The 17,580-nt window shown below is 73.9% G+C and carries 17 protein-coding genes; 8 read left to right on the top strand and 9 right to left on the bottom strand.

Features of this window, described 5'->3' with window-relative positions; genetic code table 11:
• Positions 1–79: 79 nt before the first annotated feature.
• Complete coding sequence (locus UXQ13_RS20595; RefSeq protein ID WP_225235017.1) at positions 80–1,060, bottom strand: PfkB family carbohydrate kinase; 981 nt, start codon at positions 1,058–1,060, stop codon at positions 80–82.
• Between the two features lie 137 nt (positions 1,061–1,197).
• Between UXQ13_RS20595 and UXQ13_RS20600 the strand changes: the two genes are divergently transcribed.
• Entirely contained in the window at positions 1,198–2,043 is an 846-nt protein-coding gene (locus tag UXQ13_RS20600; RefSeq protein WP_225235018.1) for a PspA/IM30 family protein, read from the top strand.
• Positions 2,044–2,100: 57 nt separating this feature from the next.
• Here UXQ13_RS20600 and UXQ13_RS20605 read toward each other — a convergent pair whose 3' ends face one another.
• Positions 2,101–2,952: a DNA-formamidopyrimidine glycosylase family protein gene (locus UXQ13_RS20605; protein WP_225235019.1), complete on the bottom strand. Its 852-nt coding sequence runs from the start codon at positions 2,950–2,952 to the stop codon at positions 2,101–2,103.
• A gap of 122 nt (positions 2,953–3,074) precedes the next feature.
• On the opposite strand from UXQ13_RS20605, the gene UXQ13_RS20610 reads away from it, so the two are divergent.
• Both UXQ13_RS20610 and UXQ13_RS20615 read left to right on the top strand, forming a co-directional pair.
• On the top strand, positions 3,075–3,611 hold the full coding sequence (locus UXQ13_RS20610) for an antibiotic biosynthesis monooxygenase (RefSeq protein ID WP_225235020.1): 537 nt from the start codon (positions 3,075–3,077) through the stop codon (positions 3,609–3,611).
• Between the two features lie 39 nt (positions 3,612–3,650).
• Entirely contained in the window at positions 3,651–4,220 is a 570-nt protein-coding gene (locus UXQ13_RS20615; RefSeq protein ID WP_225235021.1) for an antibiotic biosynthesis monooxygenase, read from the top strand.
• A 46-nt stretch (positions 4,221–4,266) separates the two neighbouring features.
• On the opposite strand, the gene UXQ13_RS20620 is transcribed toward UXQ13_RS20615, so the two are convergent.
• Positions 4,267–8,916: an ATP-dependent helicase gene (locus UXQ13_RS20620; protein ID WP_336392881.1), complete on the bottom strand. Its 4,650-nt coding sequence runs from the start codon at positions 8,914–8,916 to the stop codon at positions 4,267–4,269.
• Positions 8,917–9,003: 87 nt separating this feature from the next.
• On the opposite strand from UXQ13_RS20620, the gene UXQ13_RS20625 reads away from it, so the two are divergent.
• Positions 9,004–10,149, top strand: coding sequence for an acyl-CoA dehydrogenase family protein (locus tag UXQ13_RS20625; protein WP_336392882.1), 1,146 nt, complete (start codon positions 9,004–9,006; stop codon positions 10,147–10,149).
• A 3-nt stretch (positions 10,150–10,152) separates the two neighbouring features.
• Here UXQ13_RS20625 and UXQ13_RS20630 read toward each other — a convergent pair whose 3' ends face one another.
• Positions 10,153–10,254 (bottom strand): LPXTG cell wall anchor domain-containing protein, encoded by a 102-nt coding sequence (locus UXQ13_RS20630; protein ID WP_336392883.1) that lies wholly within the window; start codon positions 10,252–10,254, stop codon positions 10,153–10,155.
• A gap of 33 nt (positions 10,255–10,287) precedes the next feature.
• Here UXQ13_RS20630 and UXQ13_RS20635 point away from each other — a divergent pair, with 33 nt between their 5' ends.
• A complete protein-coding gene (locus UXQ13_RS20635) occupies positions 10,288–10,482 on the top strand; it encodes a DUF3046 domain-containing protein (protein ID WP_225235024.1) in 195 nt (64 codons plus the stop codon).
• Positions 10,483–10,504: 22 nt separating this feature from the next.
• On the opposite strand, the gene UXQ13_RS20640 is transcribed toward UXQ13_RS20635, so the two are convergent.
• Positions 10,505–11,362, bottom strand: a complete 858-nt coding sequence (locus tag UXQ13_RS20640; RefSeq protein WP_336392884.1) for an NAD(P)H-binding protein — start codon at positions 11,360–11,362, stop codon at positions 10,505–10,507.
• A 64-nt stretch (positions 11,363–11,426) separates the two neighbouring features.
• Here UXQ13_RS20640 and UXQ13_RS20645 point away from each other — a divergent pair, with 64 nt between their 5' ends.
• The 3 genes from UXQ13_RS20645 to UXQ13_RS20655 all read left to right on the top strand — a co-directional run bounded on the left by UXQ13_RS20645 (position 11,427) and on the right by UXQ13_RS20655 (position 14,495).
• The gene (locus UXQ13_RS20645) at positions 11,427–11,825 is read left to right on the top strand and encodes a winged helix-turn-helix transcriptional regulator (protein ID WP_336392885.1); all 399 of its coding nucleotides are present in this window, start codon (positions 11,427–11,429) and stop codon (positions 11,823–11,825) included.
• Positions 11,826–12,012: 187 nt separating this feature from the next.
• Positions 12,013–13,047, top strand: a complete 1,035-nt coding sequence (gene recA, locus UXQ13_RS20650; RefSeq protein WP_091248578.1) for a recombinase RecA — start codon at positions 12,013–12,015, stop codon at positions 13,045–13,047.
• A 5-nt stretch (positions 13,048–13,052) separates the two neighbouring features.
• The gene (locus UXQ13_RS20655; RefSeq protein ID WP_336392886.1) at positions 13,053–14,495 is read left to right on the top strand and encodes a RecX family transcriptional regulator; all 1,443 of its coding nucleotides are present in this window, start codon (positions 13,053–13,055) and stop codon (positions 14,493–14,495) included.
• A gap of 34 nt (positions 14,496–14,529) precedes the next feature.
• On the opposite strand, the gene UXQ13_RS20660 is transcribed toward UXQ13_RS20655, so the two are convergent.
• The 4 genes from UXQ13_RS20660 to UXQ13_RS20675 all read right to left on the bottom strand — a co-directional run bounded on the left by UXQ13_RS20660 (position 14,530) and on the right by UXQ13_RS20675 (position 17,561).
• Positions 14,530–14,970: a hypothetical protein gene (locus UXQ13_RS20660; RefSeq protein WP_225235028.1), complete on the bottom strand. Its 441-nt coding sequence runs from the start codon at positions 14,968–14,970 to the stop codon at positions 14,530–14,532.
• Positions 14,971–15,045: 75 nt separating this feature from the next.
• Entirely contained in the window at positions 15,046–15,939 is an 894-nt protein-coding gene (locus UXQ13_RS20665; protein WP_336392887.1) for an amino acid ABC transporter permease, read from the bottom strand.
• Positions 15,936–16,583, bottom strand: a complete 648-nt coding sequence (locus tag UXQ13_RS20670; RefSeq protein ID WP_336392888.1) for an amino acid ABC transporter permease — start codon at positions 16,581–16,583, stop codon at positions 15,936–15,938. The genes UXQ13_RS20665 and UXQ13_RS20670 overlap by 4 nt, the downstream gene beginning before the upstream one ends.
• 87 nt (positions 16,584–16,670) lie before the next feature.
• Positions 16,671–17,561 (bottom strand): glutamate ABC transporter substrate-binding protein, encoded by an 891-nt coding sequence (locus UXQ13_RS20675; RefSeq protein ID WP_336392889.1) that lies wholly within the window; start codon positions 17,559–17,561, stop codon positions 16,671–16,673.
• Between the last annotated feature and the right edge of the window lie 19 nt (positions 17,562–17,580).

Here is a 17,580-nt window from a genome sequence, read left to right on the forward strand (position 1 = left end):
TCTACTGCAACCGGCCTACTGACCAGCGGTGTTGCGACGACCCCTGGAATCCGCCACGGTGCGGGGCCCTCGTGCGCGCTCAGCCGCGCGCGGCGGCCAGCTCGTCCCGGGTCGGCGGGTCCGCGCCGACCTTGGTGCAGCACAGCGCCGCCACCAGCGACGCGTCGGCGACCACCCGGGCCAGCACGTCGTCCTCGACGGCGTCCAGCGCAGCACGGGTGGTGACCCCGGCCTCCAGCAGGCCGGTCAGGAACCCGGCGGCGAGGGAGTCCCCGGCGCCGACGGTGTCCGCGACGGTCACCGTCGGCGGCGTGTGCCGCAGCAGTGGTCGGCCCGGGCGGGCCACCCGCAGCGGTGCCCCGCCGTCGGTGAGCAGGACGACCCCCGGGCCCCGGTCGGCCCACCGCTGCGCCGCCTCGTCCAGGTCCGTCGTGGCGGGCTCGAGCCAGGCCAGGTCCTCAGCGCTGACCTTGACCACGTCGGCGACGGCGAGCAGGCGGTCCAGCCGGGCCCGGACGTCGTCTGCGGTGTTGCCGAAGCCCTCGGCCAGCGAGACCCGGATGTTGGGGTCGACGCTGACCAGCGCCGACCCGTCGGCGTGCAGCCGCTCCGCCAGCCCGGCGATCGCCCCGCAGCCCGGCGCGGTCCACGACGAGATCGACCCGACGTGCAGCGCCTGGCTGCCCTGGGGCCAGGCCTGGGCGACCTCGGCGTCGGTCCACTGCCAGTCGGCGGCGCCGAGCACGTGGAAGCCGTAGTCCGCCGAGCCGTCCGCGGCCAGGCCCACCACGGCCAGACTCACCGGGTCGGCGGACTGCACGCTGCGGCCGACGTCCACGCCGGACAGCTCGGCGTGCCGGCGCAGGTTGCCCGCCAGGGGACCGGTGCCGAACCGGGCGAGCAGGTGCACCGGGTGGCCCAGGCGCCCGGCGGCGACCGCCACGTTGAGCGCGTTGCCCCCCGGCCGGGCCACGAACCGCGGTGCGGTGCCCTCGGCCCCGGCGTCACCGGAGGGGTCCGGGATGAGGTCGACGACGAGCTCCCCGAGCACGGTCAGCATGGGTCGGACAGTAGCGGCGCGCGCTCCCGCGGAGCCCTTGTGGCCCCGGGCACCCTGGTACTGGGACGATGGGTCCCGACGACGTCGCCCGCGCGGTGCGCACCTGCCCTGCGGGGCGCGCCCGACCAGGAGGAACCATGCCCAACCCGTTCGTGAAGTTCTGGAAGTACCTCACGGCGTCGGCCAACGCGCAGATCGACGAGCGCGCCGACCCGAAGATCCAGATCGCACAGGCGATCGAGGGCGAGCAGCAGCGCCACCAGTCGCTGGCCAACCAGGCCGCGGCCGTGCTGGGCAACCAGCGGCAGCTGGAGATGCGGCTCAACCGGCAGCTGGGCGAGGTCGAGCAGCTGCAGTCCTCGGCGCAGCAGGCACTGGCCCTGGCCGACCAGACCCGGGCGACCGACCCGGCCAAGGCGGGGGAGTACGAGCAGGCCGCGCAGGCGTTCGCCACCCAGCTGGTCAGCGCCGAGCAGTCCATGGAGGACCTCAAGCGCAGCCACGACGAGGCGCTGCAGGCCGCCGAGCAGGCCAAGGGCGCCGTCGAGCAGAGCCGCATGCGGCTGCAGACCATCCTCGCCGAGCGCACCAAGCTGCTCTCCCAGCTGGAGCAGGCCAAGATGCAGGAGCAGGTCTCGGCCTCGCTGCGGTCGGTCAACGAGCTGTCCGCGCCGGGCAACACCCCGAACCTGGGCGAGGTGCGGGACAAGATCGAGCGGCGCTACGCCAACGCCCTCGGCCAGGCCGAGCTGGCGCAGAACTCTGTCGAGGGCCGCATGGCCGAGGTGCAGAAGGCGACCCTCGACGTCGCCGGTGCGTCCCGGCTGGCCCAGATCCGGGCCGGCATGGGCGGCGGCGCCGGGGCGGGCCAGCAGGCCGTCACGGGTTCGCAGGCCGCCGGTGCGATCGAGCAGGGTGCCCCCCAGGTCGCCCCGCAGGTCTCCCAGCCGATCGAGCAGCACGACCAGCGGCCCCAGCAGTAAGCAGAAGCACTCCGACCGACGAACGCCCTCCCCGCGCTGCGGGGAGGGCGTTCGTCGTCAGTAGCGCGCGCGGCGGGGTTCGGTGCCTGCCTGGCCGGTGCGGGCGCGGGGGTCGACGGGCACCGGGGTGGCCTGGCAGCGGGGGCACCACCAGGTGACCCGCTCCTGCAGGTCCGGGCCCTGGTCGCCGAGCAGGATCGTCGTCCGGCAGCGTCGGCAGGGACGGCCCTTGCGGCCGGCGACCCAGTGGTCCTGGCCGCGCCGGGTGTCCCCGGTGGTGCTCTGCTCCGGCCGGTCGCGGTTGGCCAGCATGAGGGTCCGGGCCCGCTCGACCAGGCCGGGCAGGTCCGGGACGTCGGCCACCCGCGCCCACGGGTTCACCCCTGAGAGGAACAGGCTCTCCACCTTGTAGAGGTTCCCGATCCCGGCGAGGTTGCGCTGGTCCAGGATGGCCACGCCGACCTGCTGCTCGGGTGCGGCGCGCAACCGGCGGACCGCCTCGGCCAGGTCCCAGTCCGGGCCCAGGACGTCGGGGCCCAGGTGCCCCACCAGGCTGTCCTCCTGGCTGGTCGGCACCATGGCCATGTCGTGCAGCCGGTACCCGACGCACTCCCACTCGGGGGTGGCCAGGACCGCGCGGACGGCGAACCCCGGCCCACCCCGCCACCGCGCGCCCGGGCGGTAGAGGTGCCAGCTGCCGTCCATCCGGTAGTGCGTGCGCAGGGTGCGGCCGTCGGCGAAGCGGATGAGCATGTGCTTGCCGCGCGGCACCACCTCGGTGACGGTGGCGCCGGTGAGGTCGACCGCGGCCAGCTGGGGGACCCGGAGCTCGCCGCGGGTCAGCGTCGCGCCGTGCAGCGCGGTGTCCATCCGCTGCGCTGCCAGCCAGACGGTGTCTCCCTCGGGCACGTCGCCATCCTCCCCGGTGGTGAGGTGGTGTGCCCGGCGGTGTGAGGCCGCCGACATCCGGAAGACATCCAGATGTCTCAGTGCTGAGACATTCCGTGCAGACGAGGAGCCCCGGCCACGCGGTGGCCCCGCAGCCGGTGACGGTCACCGCGGCCCGCGTGGTCCGGCCCGACCGGCGCGAGGCCTTCGAGGAGTGGGCCCGCGACGTGCAGGCCCTGGCGGCCACGTTCCCCGGTCATCTGGGGTCCTCCACCCTGCGGCCCGGTGCGGGCAGCGACGAGTACCACCTGGTGTACCGGTTCGCCGACGCCGACTCCCTGGCCGGCTGGGAGCGTTCGCCGGAGCGTGCCGCACTCGTGGCCCGGCTCGGCGACCTCGTCGAGGACGAGCGCTTCGCCCGGGTCGAGGGTCTGGAGGGGTTCTTCGGGCGCACCGCCCCGGCGGCGCCCGCCTGGCGGGTGATCCTGCTGACCGTCCTCGGGGTGTTCCTGCTGACCTCCTCCTTCCACCTGCTGCTCGGGCCGCTGGTGGCCGACTGGCCGTGGCCGGCCCAGCTGCTGGTCTCGGCGCTGGTGGTCGTCAACGGGCTGCGCTTCGTGGTCATGCCGGTGCTGACCCGGTTGTCCGCGCGCTGGCTGCGTCCGGGCTCACGCCGCTAGGACCTCGCGGGCGGCACCTCGTCGAGGCAGGCTGACCCGGTGCCTCCCCGCCGCCGCCCGGCCTCCCCGGACACCCAGCCGGTGACGGTGACCGCGGCCCGGCAGGTGCGCCCGGACCAGGTGCCGGCCTTCGAGGCGTGGGCCGAGGACATCATGGCGCTGGCGGCCACCTTCCCGGGTCACCTGGGCTCGACGCTGCTGCGGCCGGGGGCGGGCAGCTCGGAGTACCACCTGGTCTACCGGTTCCACGACCGCGAGGCGCTGGCGGCCTGGGAGCGCTCCCCGGAGCGGCACCGCGCGCTGGGCCGGGCCGGGGCGATGGTGGACAGCTCCCGGTACAGCCGGGTCAGCGGCCTGGAGAGCTTCTTCACCGCGCCCGACCGCGCCGACGGCCCGTCCCGCACCCGCTTGACGGTGCTGACCATCGCGGTCGTCTTCGCGCTGCAGCTGGTGGTGCAGGCCGTCGTCGCGCCGTACGTCGGGCACTGGCCGCTGGTGCTGCGGGCGCTGTTCTACGCCGTGGTGCTGGTCCTGGCGCTGGGCTACGTCTGCATGCCGTTCCTGACCCGTCGGCTGGCCCGCTGGCTGCGGCCCCGCTCCCGCGACTGAGCCGGCCGCGGGCGGCTGCCCGGGTCGACGTGTCGACAGGTCGACCTCACCCGCGCAACCGCAGCCCCCGGGGGGTCGCGCTGAACCCGGCTGCCTGCAGCGCGGCCGACAGCGGGGTGGGCTCGTGCACCGAGGCGCCGTCGGCCTTCTGCACGACCATCCGGCCCAGCGCGCCGGCGGCGACCGCGTTGGACAGCGCGGTGGCGGCCTCCTTGAGGGCCACCTCGTCCTCGGTCCAGGACAGCAGCGTCTTGCCGCCGCGCTCGACGTAGAGCACCAGCTCGCCGTCGACCAGCACGACCAGGGCACCGGCCTTGCGACCGGCGCGGTGGCCGGTGGCGCCGCGCTTCTTGGCCACCCCGGGCGCGGTGCCCTCGCCGAGGTCGACCGCCTCGTCGGCGCCGTCCCCGGTGGGCGCGTCGCCGGGTGCGCCGGCGGCCCGGTCGGGCCAGGGCAGGGCCGCGCCGTACACGTTGGCCGGGTCGGTGGCCGCCAGCACGACCGCGGGGGTGGGGGTGCGGTCGGGGCTGGCGAAGCTGCGCAGCCGGTCGACCGACCCGGGGGTGCCGAACTGGGCGGCGCCGAGGGTCTCCACGAAGTACCCGCGCCGGGCCCGGCCGTTCTCCTCGTAGGCCCGCAGGATCGGGTAGACCGCGGAGAACCCGCCCAGCACCTGCTCGGCCATCACCGCGCCCCGGGTCAGCACGCCGTGCCGCTCGAGCAGCGACTCGGTGCGGGCGTTGTTGCGCTTGGTGGAGTTGGACTCGAGCTCCGGCAGCCGGGACCACCGGCCGGCCACCATCGGGGGGCCGGTACGGCTGGGCATCGCGGGGCGGCCCACCCGGGTGCGGCCGTACCGGGTGCGGTCCAGCCGGGCGCGCGGCGCGGCGGGCGCCTTCTTGTGCGCGCCGCCGCCGGCCAGCCGCGCCCGCAGCGGGGCCAGCGTGTCGTTGGTGAGCGCGCCGGCCCAGACCAGGTCCCAGACCACCTCGGCGAAGGCCTGGTCGTCGGTGGCACCCACCCGGTCGGACAGGCCGCGGAAGAACAGCGCCTGGCCACCGGCGAGCTCCTCGAGCACCTGGGCACCCACCCCGCCCTCGTCCTGCGCGCCCAGCGGTGGTTCGGGCAGCAGCAGGGCGGCGAGGTCGGCCGGGACCAGGGTGATCCAGCCGTCGCCGCCGGACAGGCCGCCGGCGCCGGCCCACAGCACCTCGCCGGCGCTGGTCAGCTCGTCGAGCATGCCGGGCTGGTAGCCCTGCACCCGCGAGGGCAGCACCAGGGTCTCCAGCGCCGAGGCCGGGACCAGGGCGCCGGCCAGCTGCTCGACGACCGCGAGCACGCCGTCCACCCCGCGCATGCGGCTGCCGACCGACTGCCAGGACGGCGTGTACCGGGCCAGCGTGGTGGTCGGCACCGGCTCGACCTCCTGGCGCAGCTTGGCCAGGCTGCGGCGACGGATGGAGCGCAGCACCTCGGCGTCGCACCACTCCTGGCCCACGCCGCCGGGCCGGAACTCACCGGTGACCACCCGCCCGGTGCCCACCAGCCGCGCGATGGTCGTGGTCACCACGGCGACCCCGAGCCCGAGCCGGTCGGCGACCTCGGCCGGGACGAACGGGCCGTGCGTGCGGGCGTACCGGCCGACCAGGTCGCCCAGCGGGTCGGCGACCGGCTCGGTGAAGACCTCGGGCACCCCGACGGGCAGGGCGGTGCCCAGCGCGTCGCGGAACCGGCCGGCGTCCTCGATGGCGATGTAGCGGTCCTGGCCGGCGATCCGCACCTTCATCACCCGGCGACCGGCGACCAGCTCGTCGAGCCACTCCTGGGACACGCCCCGTGCGGCGGCCTCGGGCGCGGCCAGGTCGCCGACCACGCGGAGCAGGTCGGCGCCGGCGTCGACGTCGCGGGGGTGCCGGTCGGTGGGCAGCCGCTGCAGCTCCGCCTCGATCTCGGTGAGCGCGTCGCCGTCGAGGAGCTCGCGCAGCTCCGAGCGGCCCAGCAGCTCGGCCAGCAGGCCGGTGTCCAGGGCCAGGGCCTGCGCCCGCCGCTCGGCCAGCGGCGCGTCGCCCTCGTAGATGAACTGGCCGACGTAGCCGAACAGCAGCGACTGGGCGAACGGCGAGGCGCTCTGGGTCTGCACGTCGGCCACCCGCACCCGCCGCGAGCGGATGTCGCTCATCAGCTCGACCAGGCCTGGCACGTCGTAGACGTCCTGCAGCACCTCCCGGACGGCCTCCAGGGTGATCGGGAAGCTGGAGAACTCGCTCGCCACGCTCAGCAGCTGGGCTGCGCGCTGCCGTTGCTGCCACAGCGGGGTGCGCCGGCGGGGGTCGCGGCGGGGGAGGAGCAGGGCCCGGGCCGCGCACTCGCGGAACCGGCTGGCGAACAGGGCGGAGTTGCCGACCTCGGCGGTGACCTCCCGCTCCACGTCGTCGGGGTCCAGGATCGCCAGGTCGGCCTCGGGCGGCTCGCCGGTGGTGTCGGGCAGCCGCAGCACGATGCCGTCGTCGGCGTGCATGGAGGCGACGTCCACGCCGTAGCGCTCGCGCAGCCGGGCGGCCAGCACCAGCGCCCAGGGAGCGTTGACCTGCGCGCCGAAGGGGGAGTGCACGACCAGGCGCCAGTCCCCGAGCTCGTCGCGGAACCGCTCCACCAGCAGGGTGCGGTCGTCGGGCAGGTGACCGGTGGCCGCCTTCTGCTCGGTCAGGTAGGCCTGCAGGTTGGCCGCACCCCAGTCGTCGAGACCGGCGGCCTTGGCCCGCGCCAGGCCCGCGGCCGGCGTCGCCCCGCCGACCTCGCGGAGGAACGCGCCCAGCGCGCGGCCCAGCTCCAGCGGGCGGCCCAGGGTGTCGCCGTGCCAGAACGGCATCTTGCCGGGCTGGCCGGGCGCGGGGGTGACCAGCACGCGGTCGTGGGTGATCTCCTCGATCCGCCAGGAGGAGGAGCCCAGCAGGAAGACGTCGCCCACCCGGGACTCGTAGACCATCTCCTCGTCGAGCTCGCCGACCCGGCGGCCGCCGGTCTCGCCGCCGCCGGAGACGATGAAGACGCCGAACAGGCCGCGGTCGGGGATGGTGCCGCCGCTGGTCACCGCCAACCGCTGGGCGCCCTGGCGGGCGGTGAGCGTGTCGGTGACCCGGTCCCAGGTCAGCCGGGGCCGCAGCTCGGCGAAGGCGTCGGAGGGGTACCGGCCGGCCAGCATGTCGAGCACCGCGTGCAGGGCGGAGTCGGGCAGGGAGGCGAAGGCGGCAGAGCGGCGGAGCACGCCGGCCACCTCGTCGACGGTCTTGGGCTCCTCGGCGACGATGGCCACGATCTGCTGGGCCAGCACGTCCAGCGGGTTGCGCAGGTAGCGGATGGACTCGATCTGGCCGGCCTTCATCCGCTCGGCCACCACCGCCGACTGCACCAGGTCACCGCGGAACTTCGGGAACAGCACGCCCCGGCTCACCGCGCCGACCTGGTGGCCGGCCCGCCCGACCCGCTGCAGCCCGGCGGCCACGTTCGGCGGGGACTCCACCTGGATGACCAGGTCGACCGCGCCCATGTCGATGCCGAGCTCCAGGGACGAGGTGGCGACCACGGCCGGCAGCTGGCCGGACTTCAGCGCCTCCTCCACCACCGCGCGCTGCTCGCGGGACACCGAGCCGTGGTGGGCGCTGGCCACCGGCTTGGCGTCCGGCGGCAGCCCGCCCCCACCGCCCGCCTGCGCCATCAGCTGGGCGGCGTCGGCCCCGGCCGGCACCGTCTCCCCGGTGGCCCGCTCGTAGGCCAGCTCGTTGAGCCGGCTGGTCAGGCGCTCGGCCAGCCGGCGGGAGTTGGCGAACACGATGGTGGAGCGGTGGGCCTCGATGAGGTCGAGCACCCGCTCCTCGACCGCCGGCCAGATCGACGTCCGGGGCTGGTTGCCTGCCGCCGAGCCCGACATCTCCCCGGTCGGCTGGCCGAGCTGGCTCATGTCCTCGACCGGCACGACCACCGACAGGTCCCACTGCTTGGTCGAGGGCGGCGCGACCACCTGGACCGGCCGGCCGCCGGCCAGGAAGGTGGCGACCTCCTCGATCGGCCGCACCGTCGCCGAGAGCCCGATCCGCTGCGCGGGCTTGTCCAGCAGCATGTCCAGCCGGTCGAGCGACACGGCCAGGTGCGCCCCGCGCTTGCTGCCGCAGACCGCGTGCACCTCGTCGAGGATCACCGTCTCGACCCCGCGCAGGGCCTCCCGGGCCTGGCTGGTGAGCAGCAGGAAGAGCGACTCGGGCGTGGTGATGAGGATGTCGGTGGGCCGGCGGGCGAAGGCGCGACGCTCGTCGGCCGGGGTGTCGCCGGACCGGATGCCGACGCTGATCTCGGGCCGGGGCAGGCCCAGCCGGGCGGCCGCCTGGCCGATGCCGGTCAGCGGCGCCCGCAGGTTGCGCTCGACGTCGACGGCCAGCGCCTTGAGCGGGGACACGTAGAGCACCCGGCAGCGGGCCTTCTCCTCCTCCGGGAGCGGGGTGGCGGCCAGCCGGTCCAGCGACCAGAGGAACGCCGCCAGCGTCTTGCCCGACCCGGTGGGCGCCACGACCAGCGCGTGCTCGCCGCTGCTGATCGCCGTCCAGGCGCCCTCCTGGGCGGCCGTGGGCCGGTCGAAGGCGCCGGTGAACCACGCCTGGGTGGGCGCGGAGAACCGCTCGATCGCGGACGGGGCGGGGGGCACGCACCCAGTGTCCCCAGGGGTACGACATTCCTGCCCGACGGAGGACAGCCCTGGAAACAGTCAGTGTTGTCTGCCACAGTCGCAGGCATGCGCTCCCACCTGTACGAGGCCGACCACGACGACTTCCGCGCCAGCGTGCGCACGTTCGTCGAGAAGGAGATCGCCCCGTTCCACGACCAGTGGGAACGGGACTCCATCGTGCCGCGCGAGGTGTGGACCGCCGGCGGTGCGCAGGGCTTCCTGGGCATCGACCAGGAGGAGCGGTTCGGCGGCGGCGGGGTCCGCGACTTCCGCTACCAGGCCGTGCTGTCGGAGGAGATGACCCGGGTCGGCGCCAGCGGGGTCGGGTTCACCCTGCACAACGACGTGGTCAGCCCGTACCTGCGCGACCTGGCCACCGAGGAGCAGCAGGCCCGCTGGGTCCCGGGCTTCTGCTCGGGGGAGCTGATCACCGCGATCGCGATGACCGAGCCCGGCACCGGCAGCGACCTGCAGGGCATCACCACGACCGCCCGCCGGGACGGCGAGGACTGGGTGCTCAACGGCTCGAAGACCTTCATCACCAACGGCATCAACGCCGACCTGGTCATCGTGGTGGCCCGCACGAACCCCGACGCACCCGCGTCGAAGGGCACCAGCCTGCTCGTGGTGGAGCGCGGCATGCCCGGCTTCGAGCGGGGGCGCAACCTGGACAAGGTCGGCCTCAAGGCCCAGGACACCGCGGAGCTGTTCTTCACCGACGTCCGGGTGCCGGCGGCCAACCTGCTCGGCACCGCCGACCGCGGTTTCCTGCACCTGATGGAGAACCTGCCCCAGGAGCGGCTGTCCATCGCGATCGGCGCGGTCGCCGCGATCGAGACCGTGCTGGCCCAGACCCTGGAGTACGTCACCAGCCGCACGGCGTTCGGCAAGCCGGTGGGCAGCTTCCAGAACAGCCGCTTCGTGCTCGCCGAGCTCGCCACCGAGGCCACCATCGCCCGCACCTTCGTCGACGAGTGCATCCGCCAGCTGGACGCCGGGACGCTGACCGCCGTGGACGCGGCCAAGGCGAAGTGGTGGTGCAGCGACCTGCAGAACCGGACCGCCGACCGCTGCCTGCAGCTGCACGGCGGGTACGGCTACATGAACGAGTACCCGGTCTCGAAGGCCTGGCGGGACGCCCGGGTGCAGTCCATCTACGGCGGCACCAACGAGATCATGAAGGAGATCATCGGCCGCTCGATGGGGCTCTGAGCCCTAGCGGCGGCGCCACATGAGCAGCAGGGAGACCGCCAGCAGGCACACCAGGGCGATCTGGCCGACGGTGTCCCAGGTGGCCGAACCGGTGCTGGGGACCATGGCGCCAGGCTAGCCGCGGGTACCGTCGGGGACGTGCGACTGCAGGAGTTCTGGGGCCAGCTGCGGAGCCAGTTCGGCGACCTCCGCGGGGAGTCGATCGCCCGCGACCACGTGTTCTCTGCCTTCGAGGGCCGGACCGCCGTGGGCGCCATCGAGGCGGGCGTGCCGGTCCGGACGGTGTGGCTGGCGATCTGCGAAGAGTTCGACGTCCCGGTGAAGGCGCGCTGACCCGCACCGGGACGTCGGTGGCTCAGCGCCCGAGGACCTCGGCGACGTACTCGGCCAGGCTGCGGGTCGGCCGGCCGGTGAGCGCGGAGATGCCGCCCTGGCCGGCGTCGAGCTCGCCGGCGGCGATGTTGCCGTCCAGCGCGGCGACGAAGCCGGCGGTGCCCTCGTCGAGACCGGCGCCCAGCAGGGCGGCGCGGTGGTCGTCGGTCGACAGGTCCGCGTAGGTCACCTCGGTGCCGGTCTGCCGGCCGACCTCGGCGGCCAGGTCCGCGAGCACGAACGGCTGGTCCCCGCCGAGCTCGTGCACGCCCAGCGGCGGCTGCTCGGCGGTGAGGACGGCGACGGCTGCGGCGGCGAAGTCGGCGCGGGAGGCAGGCCACGCCCGCCCGGTGCCCGAGCTGCCGGCGAGCTGGCCCGAGGCCGCGGCCTGCTGGACCTGGGCGTCGTAGTTCTCCCAGTACCAGTTGTTGCGCAGCACGACCGCCGGCAGACCGGTGGCCGTGATGGCCTCCTCGGTGGCCTTGTGCTCGGGGGCCAGGACCAGCGTGGTGTCGTCGGCCTTGGGGGCCGAGGTGTAGACGACCAGCCCGACGCCGGCCGCGGCCGCCGCCTGCAGGACGTTGGTGTGCTGGGCGACGCGCTGGCCGACCTCGCTGCCGGAGACCAGCAGCAGCCGGTCGGTCCCGGTCAGCGCGGACCGCAGCGACGCCGGGTCGGTGTAGTCGGCCACGGCGATCGCGACCCCGCGCTCGGTGAGGTCGGCGGCCCGGGAGGCGTCGCGGACGACCGCGGTGACCTCGGCGGCAGGGACGCCGGCCTCCAGGAGCCCGGTGACGACGAGCCGGCCGAGCTGCCCGGTGGCTCCGGTGACGGTGATCATGCTTCCTCCTCGTATGGCACTAACTGTTGGTTAGTGCTTTCGACAAGAACGTACACTGGTCGGCGTGGCAGACGACGGCAGGTCCCCGGCTCAGGAACCCGAGGACTTCGCACCCGACGTGTTCAGCCGGGCCTGCACGTCGCGCGAGGCGCTGGAGCACGTGACCGGCAAGTGGGCGCTGCTCGCGATCTCGGCGCTGCAGGAGTCGCCGCACCGCTTCGGCGAGCTCCGTCGGCGCATCCAGGGCGTCAGCGAGAAGATGCTGGCGCAGAGCCTGCAGACCCTCGAGCGGGACGGGTGGGTGCACCGCGAGGTCCGGTCGGCCATCCCGCCGCACGTGGAGTACCGGCTGACCCCGGCCGGTGCCGACCTGGCACCCCGGTTGCTGTCGCTGATCGCCTTCGTCGAGGACCGCATGCCCGCGGTGCACGAGGCGCGCACCACCCACGACACCCGCGGCTGACGTCCGACACGCCGGGATTCCGGCGTGTCGCTGGCTTCGAACACGTGTTCGTCCTACCGTTGCTGTCCACAGGCCGGGTGCGCATCCACAGATCCGTCCGGCCCCCTGTTTTTGTCGGACCCCCGTCCTAACGTCGGAACCGACCCGCAGACAGCGACTCGCAGCGACGACACCGAAGGTGGACACCATGGCAACCCTGGACCGCGACAAGGCCCTCGACATGGCCCTGGCCCAGATCGACAAGCAGTTCGGCAAGGGCTCGGTCATGCGGCTGGGCGACTCGCCCGAGGTGGCGATGAAGGTCATCCCCACCGGGTCCATCGCCCTGGACATCGCCCTGGGCGTCGGTGGCCTGCCCCGCGGCCGCGTGGTCGAGGTCTACGGCCCGGAGGCCTCGGGCAAGACGACGGTCGCCCTGCACGCGGTGGCCAACGCCCAGGCGGCCGGCGGCATCGTGGCCTTCGTCGACGCCGAGCACGCGCTGGACCCCGACTACGCCCGTGCCATCGGCGTCGACACCGACGCCCTGCTGATCAGCCAGCCCGACACCGGTGAGCAGGCGCTGGAGATCGCGGACATGCTGATCCGCTCCGGCGCGCTGGACCTCATCGTCATCGACTCCGTGGCCGCCCTGGTGCCCCGCGCGGAGATCGAGGGCGAGATGGGTGACAGCCACGTCGGTCTGCAGGCCCGCCTCATGAGCCAGGCGCTGCGCAAGATCACCGGCGCCCTGAGCAACTCCGGCACGACCTGCATCTTCATCAACCAGCTGCGCGAGAAGGTGGGCGTGGTCTACGGCTCGCCCGAGGTCACCACGGGTGGGCGTGCGCTGAAGTTCTACTCCTCGGTCCGGCTGGACGTCCGCCGCATCGAGACGCTGAAGACCGGTACCGACGCCGTGGGCAGCCGGGTGCGGATCAAGGTCGTGAAGAACAAGGTCGCCGCACCCTTCAAGCAGGCCGAGCTCGACCTCATCTGGGGCACCGGGTTCAGCCGCGAGGGCGGCCTGATCGACATCGGCGTGGAGCAGGGCTTCGTCCGCAAGTCCGGCGCTTGGTACACCTACGAGGGCGACCAGCTGGGCCAGGGCAAGGAGAACGCCCGCGGCTTCCTGCGCGACAACCCGGACCTGGCCGACGAGATCGAGAAGAAGATCAAGGAGAAGCTCGGCATCGGGCCGCGGCTGGACGCCCCGGTCGACGCCGTGCCGGCTGACTTCTGAGCCCGGTGACCTCCTCCGACGACCACGGGCCGGCTGACCACGGGTCCGCCGGTGCACCGCCGGAGGTGGTCGACTTCGGCCTGCTGGACGACCTCGGGGTCACCCCCGAGCCCGAGGTCGTCGACTTCTCGGGGCTGGGCGACGTGTCGCCGGCCGACTCCGAGGTGGCCGCCACCGCGGGCATCCAGAGCACCGGCGGGGGCCAGGACGGCGGCGTCCTGGCCGACGCGGCCGACGACCGTCCGACCACCACGGTGCTGCCGGCGTCGCCGGTGGAGATGGCGCACCTGGACGAGTCGGCGCGCATTGCCGCACCGGCCGCCGAGGTCGTGGACATCGACTCCCTGGTGGCCCGCCGCCCGGCCCGCTCGACGCGACCCGCCGCTCGCGGTGGTGAGCGCCGGCGGTCGGCGCCGGAGGCACCGTCCTCCGACGACGGCGCCGAGGACGGCGGTGACCCGGACGACGCCGCGGGTGGCGCCGGGGAGCGGGCCCGCCCGAAGCGGCGGTCGTCCTTCGGCGACGGCGGGTCCCGCGGCTTCGGCGGCCGCCCGCGCGCCGGGGGCGCCGGCAAGAAGAAGCCCCGCCGCGAGTGGGGGATCCAGCTCGACGCCGAGGTCGAGGAGCCGCGACCGGCGGCACCGGCCGACCAGGCAGCCGATCCGGCCGGCGACGGCCCCGCCCCCGAGCCGCGGGGCGACCGTCAGCGGTCGGCCCCGCGCGGTCGGGCCGGTTCCTTCGGGCGGCCGCGACGGGCCGAGGGCGAGCCCCCGCCGGTGTACGAGGACCCCGAGCAGACCGCGAAGCAGATCTGCCTCACGGCACTGACGGGTGCCTCGCGCAGCCGCAAGCAGCTGGCCGACCTGCTCGCGTCCCGGGACATCCCCGACGACGTCTCGGCCGCGGTCCTCGACCGGTTCAGCGAGGTGGGGCTGGTCGACGACGCGGCCTTCGCGGCGGCGTGGGTGAGCTCGCGGCAGTCCGCCCGCGGGTTGAGCCGACGGGCGTTGTCGCACGAGCTGCGGGCCAAGGGCGTGGACCCCGATGTCGCCTCGGTGGCGTTGGAGGCGGTCGACCCGCAGGACGAGTGGGACACCGCCCGGGCGCTGGTGGCCCGCAAGGTGCCCGGCATGCGGCGGCTGGACACCGCGACGGCGACCCGGCGGCTGACCGGCATGCTCGCCCGCAAGGGCTACGGCATGGGCCTCGCGGCCTGGGTGGTGCGCGAGGCGCTGGAGGCCGACGGCAAGGACGAGGACGCCGCGGCCGAGGCCGACGACGGAGCCCCGGACACCGCCGGTGCCGAGCCGGTCGTGCGCCGGGGCCTGTGGTCGGGGCGCCCGCTGGACGAGGAGTCCGGTGCCGAGGTCGGCGAGGGCCTCACCGTCGACGGCTACGCCCGTACCCGGTCACCGGCCCGTCGTCCCGGGGGCTTCGGCCGCCGCTGACGGGCCGGGGCCGCCCAGGGGCGGCCCCGAGGGGTCAGGTGGCCAGCCAGGCCGCGACGTCGACGGCGGTGCCGGCGGGGGAGTCCTCGTCGGGCACCAGCCACAGCGGGGACTCCGGGCGGCCCTCGGTCAGCCACTGCTGGATGGCGGCGTCGAAGCCCGAGGTGGTGACGGTGAGCGCAGCCGGGCCGCGCTCGGGGTCCACCGGCCGGCGGGCCGGACCGAGGAAGGTCACGTCGGACTCCGCGCCGTCGTCCCACTGCAGGACCACCCGGCAGCGCGAGCGGCGGTGCCGGGCCGGCGGGACGGCCTCCCGCACCACCGCGGACTGCGCGCCCGCAGCCGCCGCGAAGTGCGTCGCCGAGGACCGCAGCCGGCTGACGAACAGCTGCTCGGGATCGGTGCCGACCAGGTGCAGGACGGTGACGTCCGGCTCGTCGGAGGGCTCGAGGGCGAAGGCTGCGGTGGTGTCCATGGTCCCACCAGTCTCACCCGTCACAACCCAGCGTCGCGTCAACGCCACGCCGCGTGAGGGTGCGAGTTGGGTGGTTCAGACCCCCGGCGCGCGACCGGTGTCGATGGTCGACGTCGCCAGGGCGGGCGGCGCCGCGCCGGCGGCCTTTGCCGACGAGCGGGTGCGCTTCTCCACGACCTTCGCCACCTGCGACAGCGCGATGTTGATGACGATGTAGATCACCGCGGCGCCCACGTAGAGCTGGAACGTGTAGATGTCGCCGAACCGCGAGTTGAAGAACTCGACCAGGCTGCGCGCCTGACGCAGCAGCTCGAACACCCCGATGATGAAACCCAGGGACGTGTCCTTGAGCAGCACCACGAGCTGGGCGATGAGGACCGGCAGCATCCGGCGGATCGCCTGGGGGAGCAGCACCAGGGTCATCACCTGGGTCTTGCGCATGCCCAGCGCGAGCGCAGCCTCGCGCTGGCCCTTGTCCACCGACAGGATGCCGGCGCGGAAGATCTCGGCCAGCACGGCCATGTTGTAGAGCGTCAGCCCGCCGACGAGGGCCACGAACGCCGACAGCGAGACGCCGAAACCGGGCAGCACGAAGTACAGCGCGAAGATGACGACCAGCAGCGGGATGGCCCGGAAGAACTCGATGACCGTGGTCACCGGGATGCGCACCCACCGGTGCTCGGAGAGCCGGCCCACGGCCAGCAGCAGACCCAGCACGGTCGAGGTCACCATGGCCACCGCGGCGATCCGCAGGGTCAGCAGGAGCGCGGAGCCGAAGGCCTGCGGCACGCCGGCGGCCGGGTCGAAGAGGATGGCCCAGCGGGACGGGTCCAGCTGCCCGTTGCCGTTCAGGCGCCAGAGGATGACCCCCAGCAGCGCCAGCACCAGCGCACCACCGATGACGGTGCCGATCAGCTGCCGGCGCTTGGCCTTGGGGCCGGGGACGTCGAAGAGGACGAGGGAGCTCATCGGAGGATCGCCACCCGGCGCTCGATGCGGTTGAGGGCGATGGCCGCCGGCACCGTGATGATCATGTAGGCCAGCACCACGCCCAGCAGGATGAACAGCAGGTCGTTGGGGTCGGCGTTGGTCAGGCGGGCCAGCAACGAGCTGACCTCGCTGATCGAGAAGCCAGCCGCGATGGAGGTGTTCTTGGCCATGGCGATGAGCACGCTGCCCAGCGGCGGCACCACGGTGCGGAACGCCTGGGGCAGCACCACGGTCGTCAGGGTCTGGCTGAACGTGAGCCCGAGCGCGCGGGCGGCCTCGGCCTGCCCGGGGGCGACGGAGTTGATGCCCGAGCGGATCGCCTCGGCGACGAAGGCCGCGGTGTAGGTGCCCACCGCAATCACCGCGCCGGTGAAGAACGGCAGCACCGTGTCGATCTGCGGCAGGCCGAAGATCACGAAGAAGAAGACGACGGTGAGCGGGGTGTTGCGGAAGATCTCGACGTAGGTCGTCGCCAGACCGCGCAGCGGGGCGATCGGGCTGACCCGCATGCCGGCCAGCACGGTGCCCAGGACCAGGGCGAGCACCCCGGCGTAGAGCGTCAGACCCAGGGTGTTGAGGAATGCGTCCCGGAAGAGGTCGATGTTGTCCAGGAAGAACTGCACGGTGCCTCCTCTCGGGATGGCTCAGCGAGCGGGCACGACGGTTCCCGGCCCGCCCTGGTCAGGACGGGCCGGGAACGGTCGTGGGGATCAGTAGCGGTCGATCGAGGGCGGCTCGGGGGCGTCCTCACCGGTGATGGCACCGGCGGTGGCGTCCCAGGCCTCGGCCCAGGAGCCGTCCTCGAAGGAGGCCTCGAGGGTGTCGTTGATGAAGTTGCGGAACTCGGTGTCGCCCAGCGACAGCCCGATGCCGTAGGGCTCCTCGGTGAACGGGTTGCCGACCAGCTCGAAGCCCTCGGGGTTGCCGGCCACCAGGCCGGTCAGGATGACGTTGTCGGTGGTGACCGCGTCCACCTGCCCGTTGTTCAGGGCGTCGGCGCACTTGGAGTAGACGTCGAAGAGCGTCAGCGTGGCCTCGGGGTAGTTGTCCCGGATGTTCTGGGCCGGGGTGGAGCCCTCGACCGAGCAGACGTTCTTGCCCGCCAGGTCGTCGGGGCCCGCGATGCCCTCGGGGTTCCCGGCGGCGACCATGATGTCCTGGCCGGCCTCGTAGTACGGCCCGGCGAAGTCCACGAGCTGCTTGCGGGCGTCGTTGATCGTGTACGTGGCGACCACGATGTCGACGGTGCCGTTCTGGATGAACGGCTCGCGGTTGGCCGAGACGGACTCGACGAACTCGATGTCCTCCGGCGCGATGCCCAGGTTCGCCGCGATGATCGTGGCGATCTGCACGTCGAAGCCCTCGGGCTCGCCGCTGGGGTTGAGCAGGCCGAACCCGGGCTGGTCGAACTTGACGCCGACGGTCATCGTGCCGGCCTCGGCCAGCTCGGCCATGGTCGTGCCGGCCTCGAACTCGACGTCGGTCTCGACGGCGACGGTGTTGTCGGCCTGCTCCTCGGCCTGCTGGCCGGCCTCGCTGGAGCAGCCGGCCAGGACGACGCCGAAGGCGGCGGCCGCAGCGGCGTAGCGGGTGAGACGCATGGGTCCTCTTCTCGTGGGG

The sequence above is a fragment of the Klenkia terrae genome, from assembly GCF_037083865.1.
In the GTDB taxonomy this organism is placed as follows: domain Bacteria; phylum Actinomycetota; class Actinomycetes; order Mycobacteriales; family Geodermatophilaceae; genus Klenkia; species Klenkia terrae.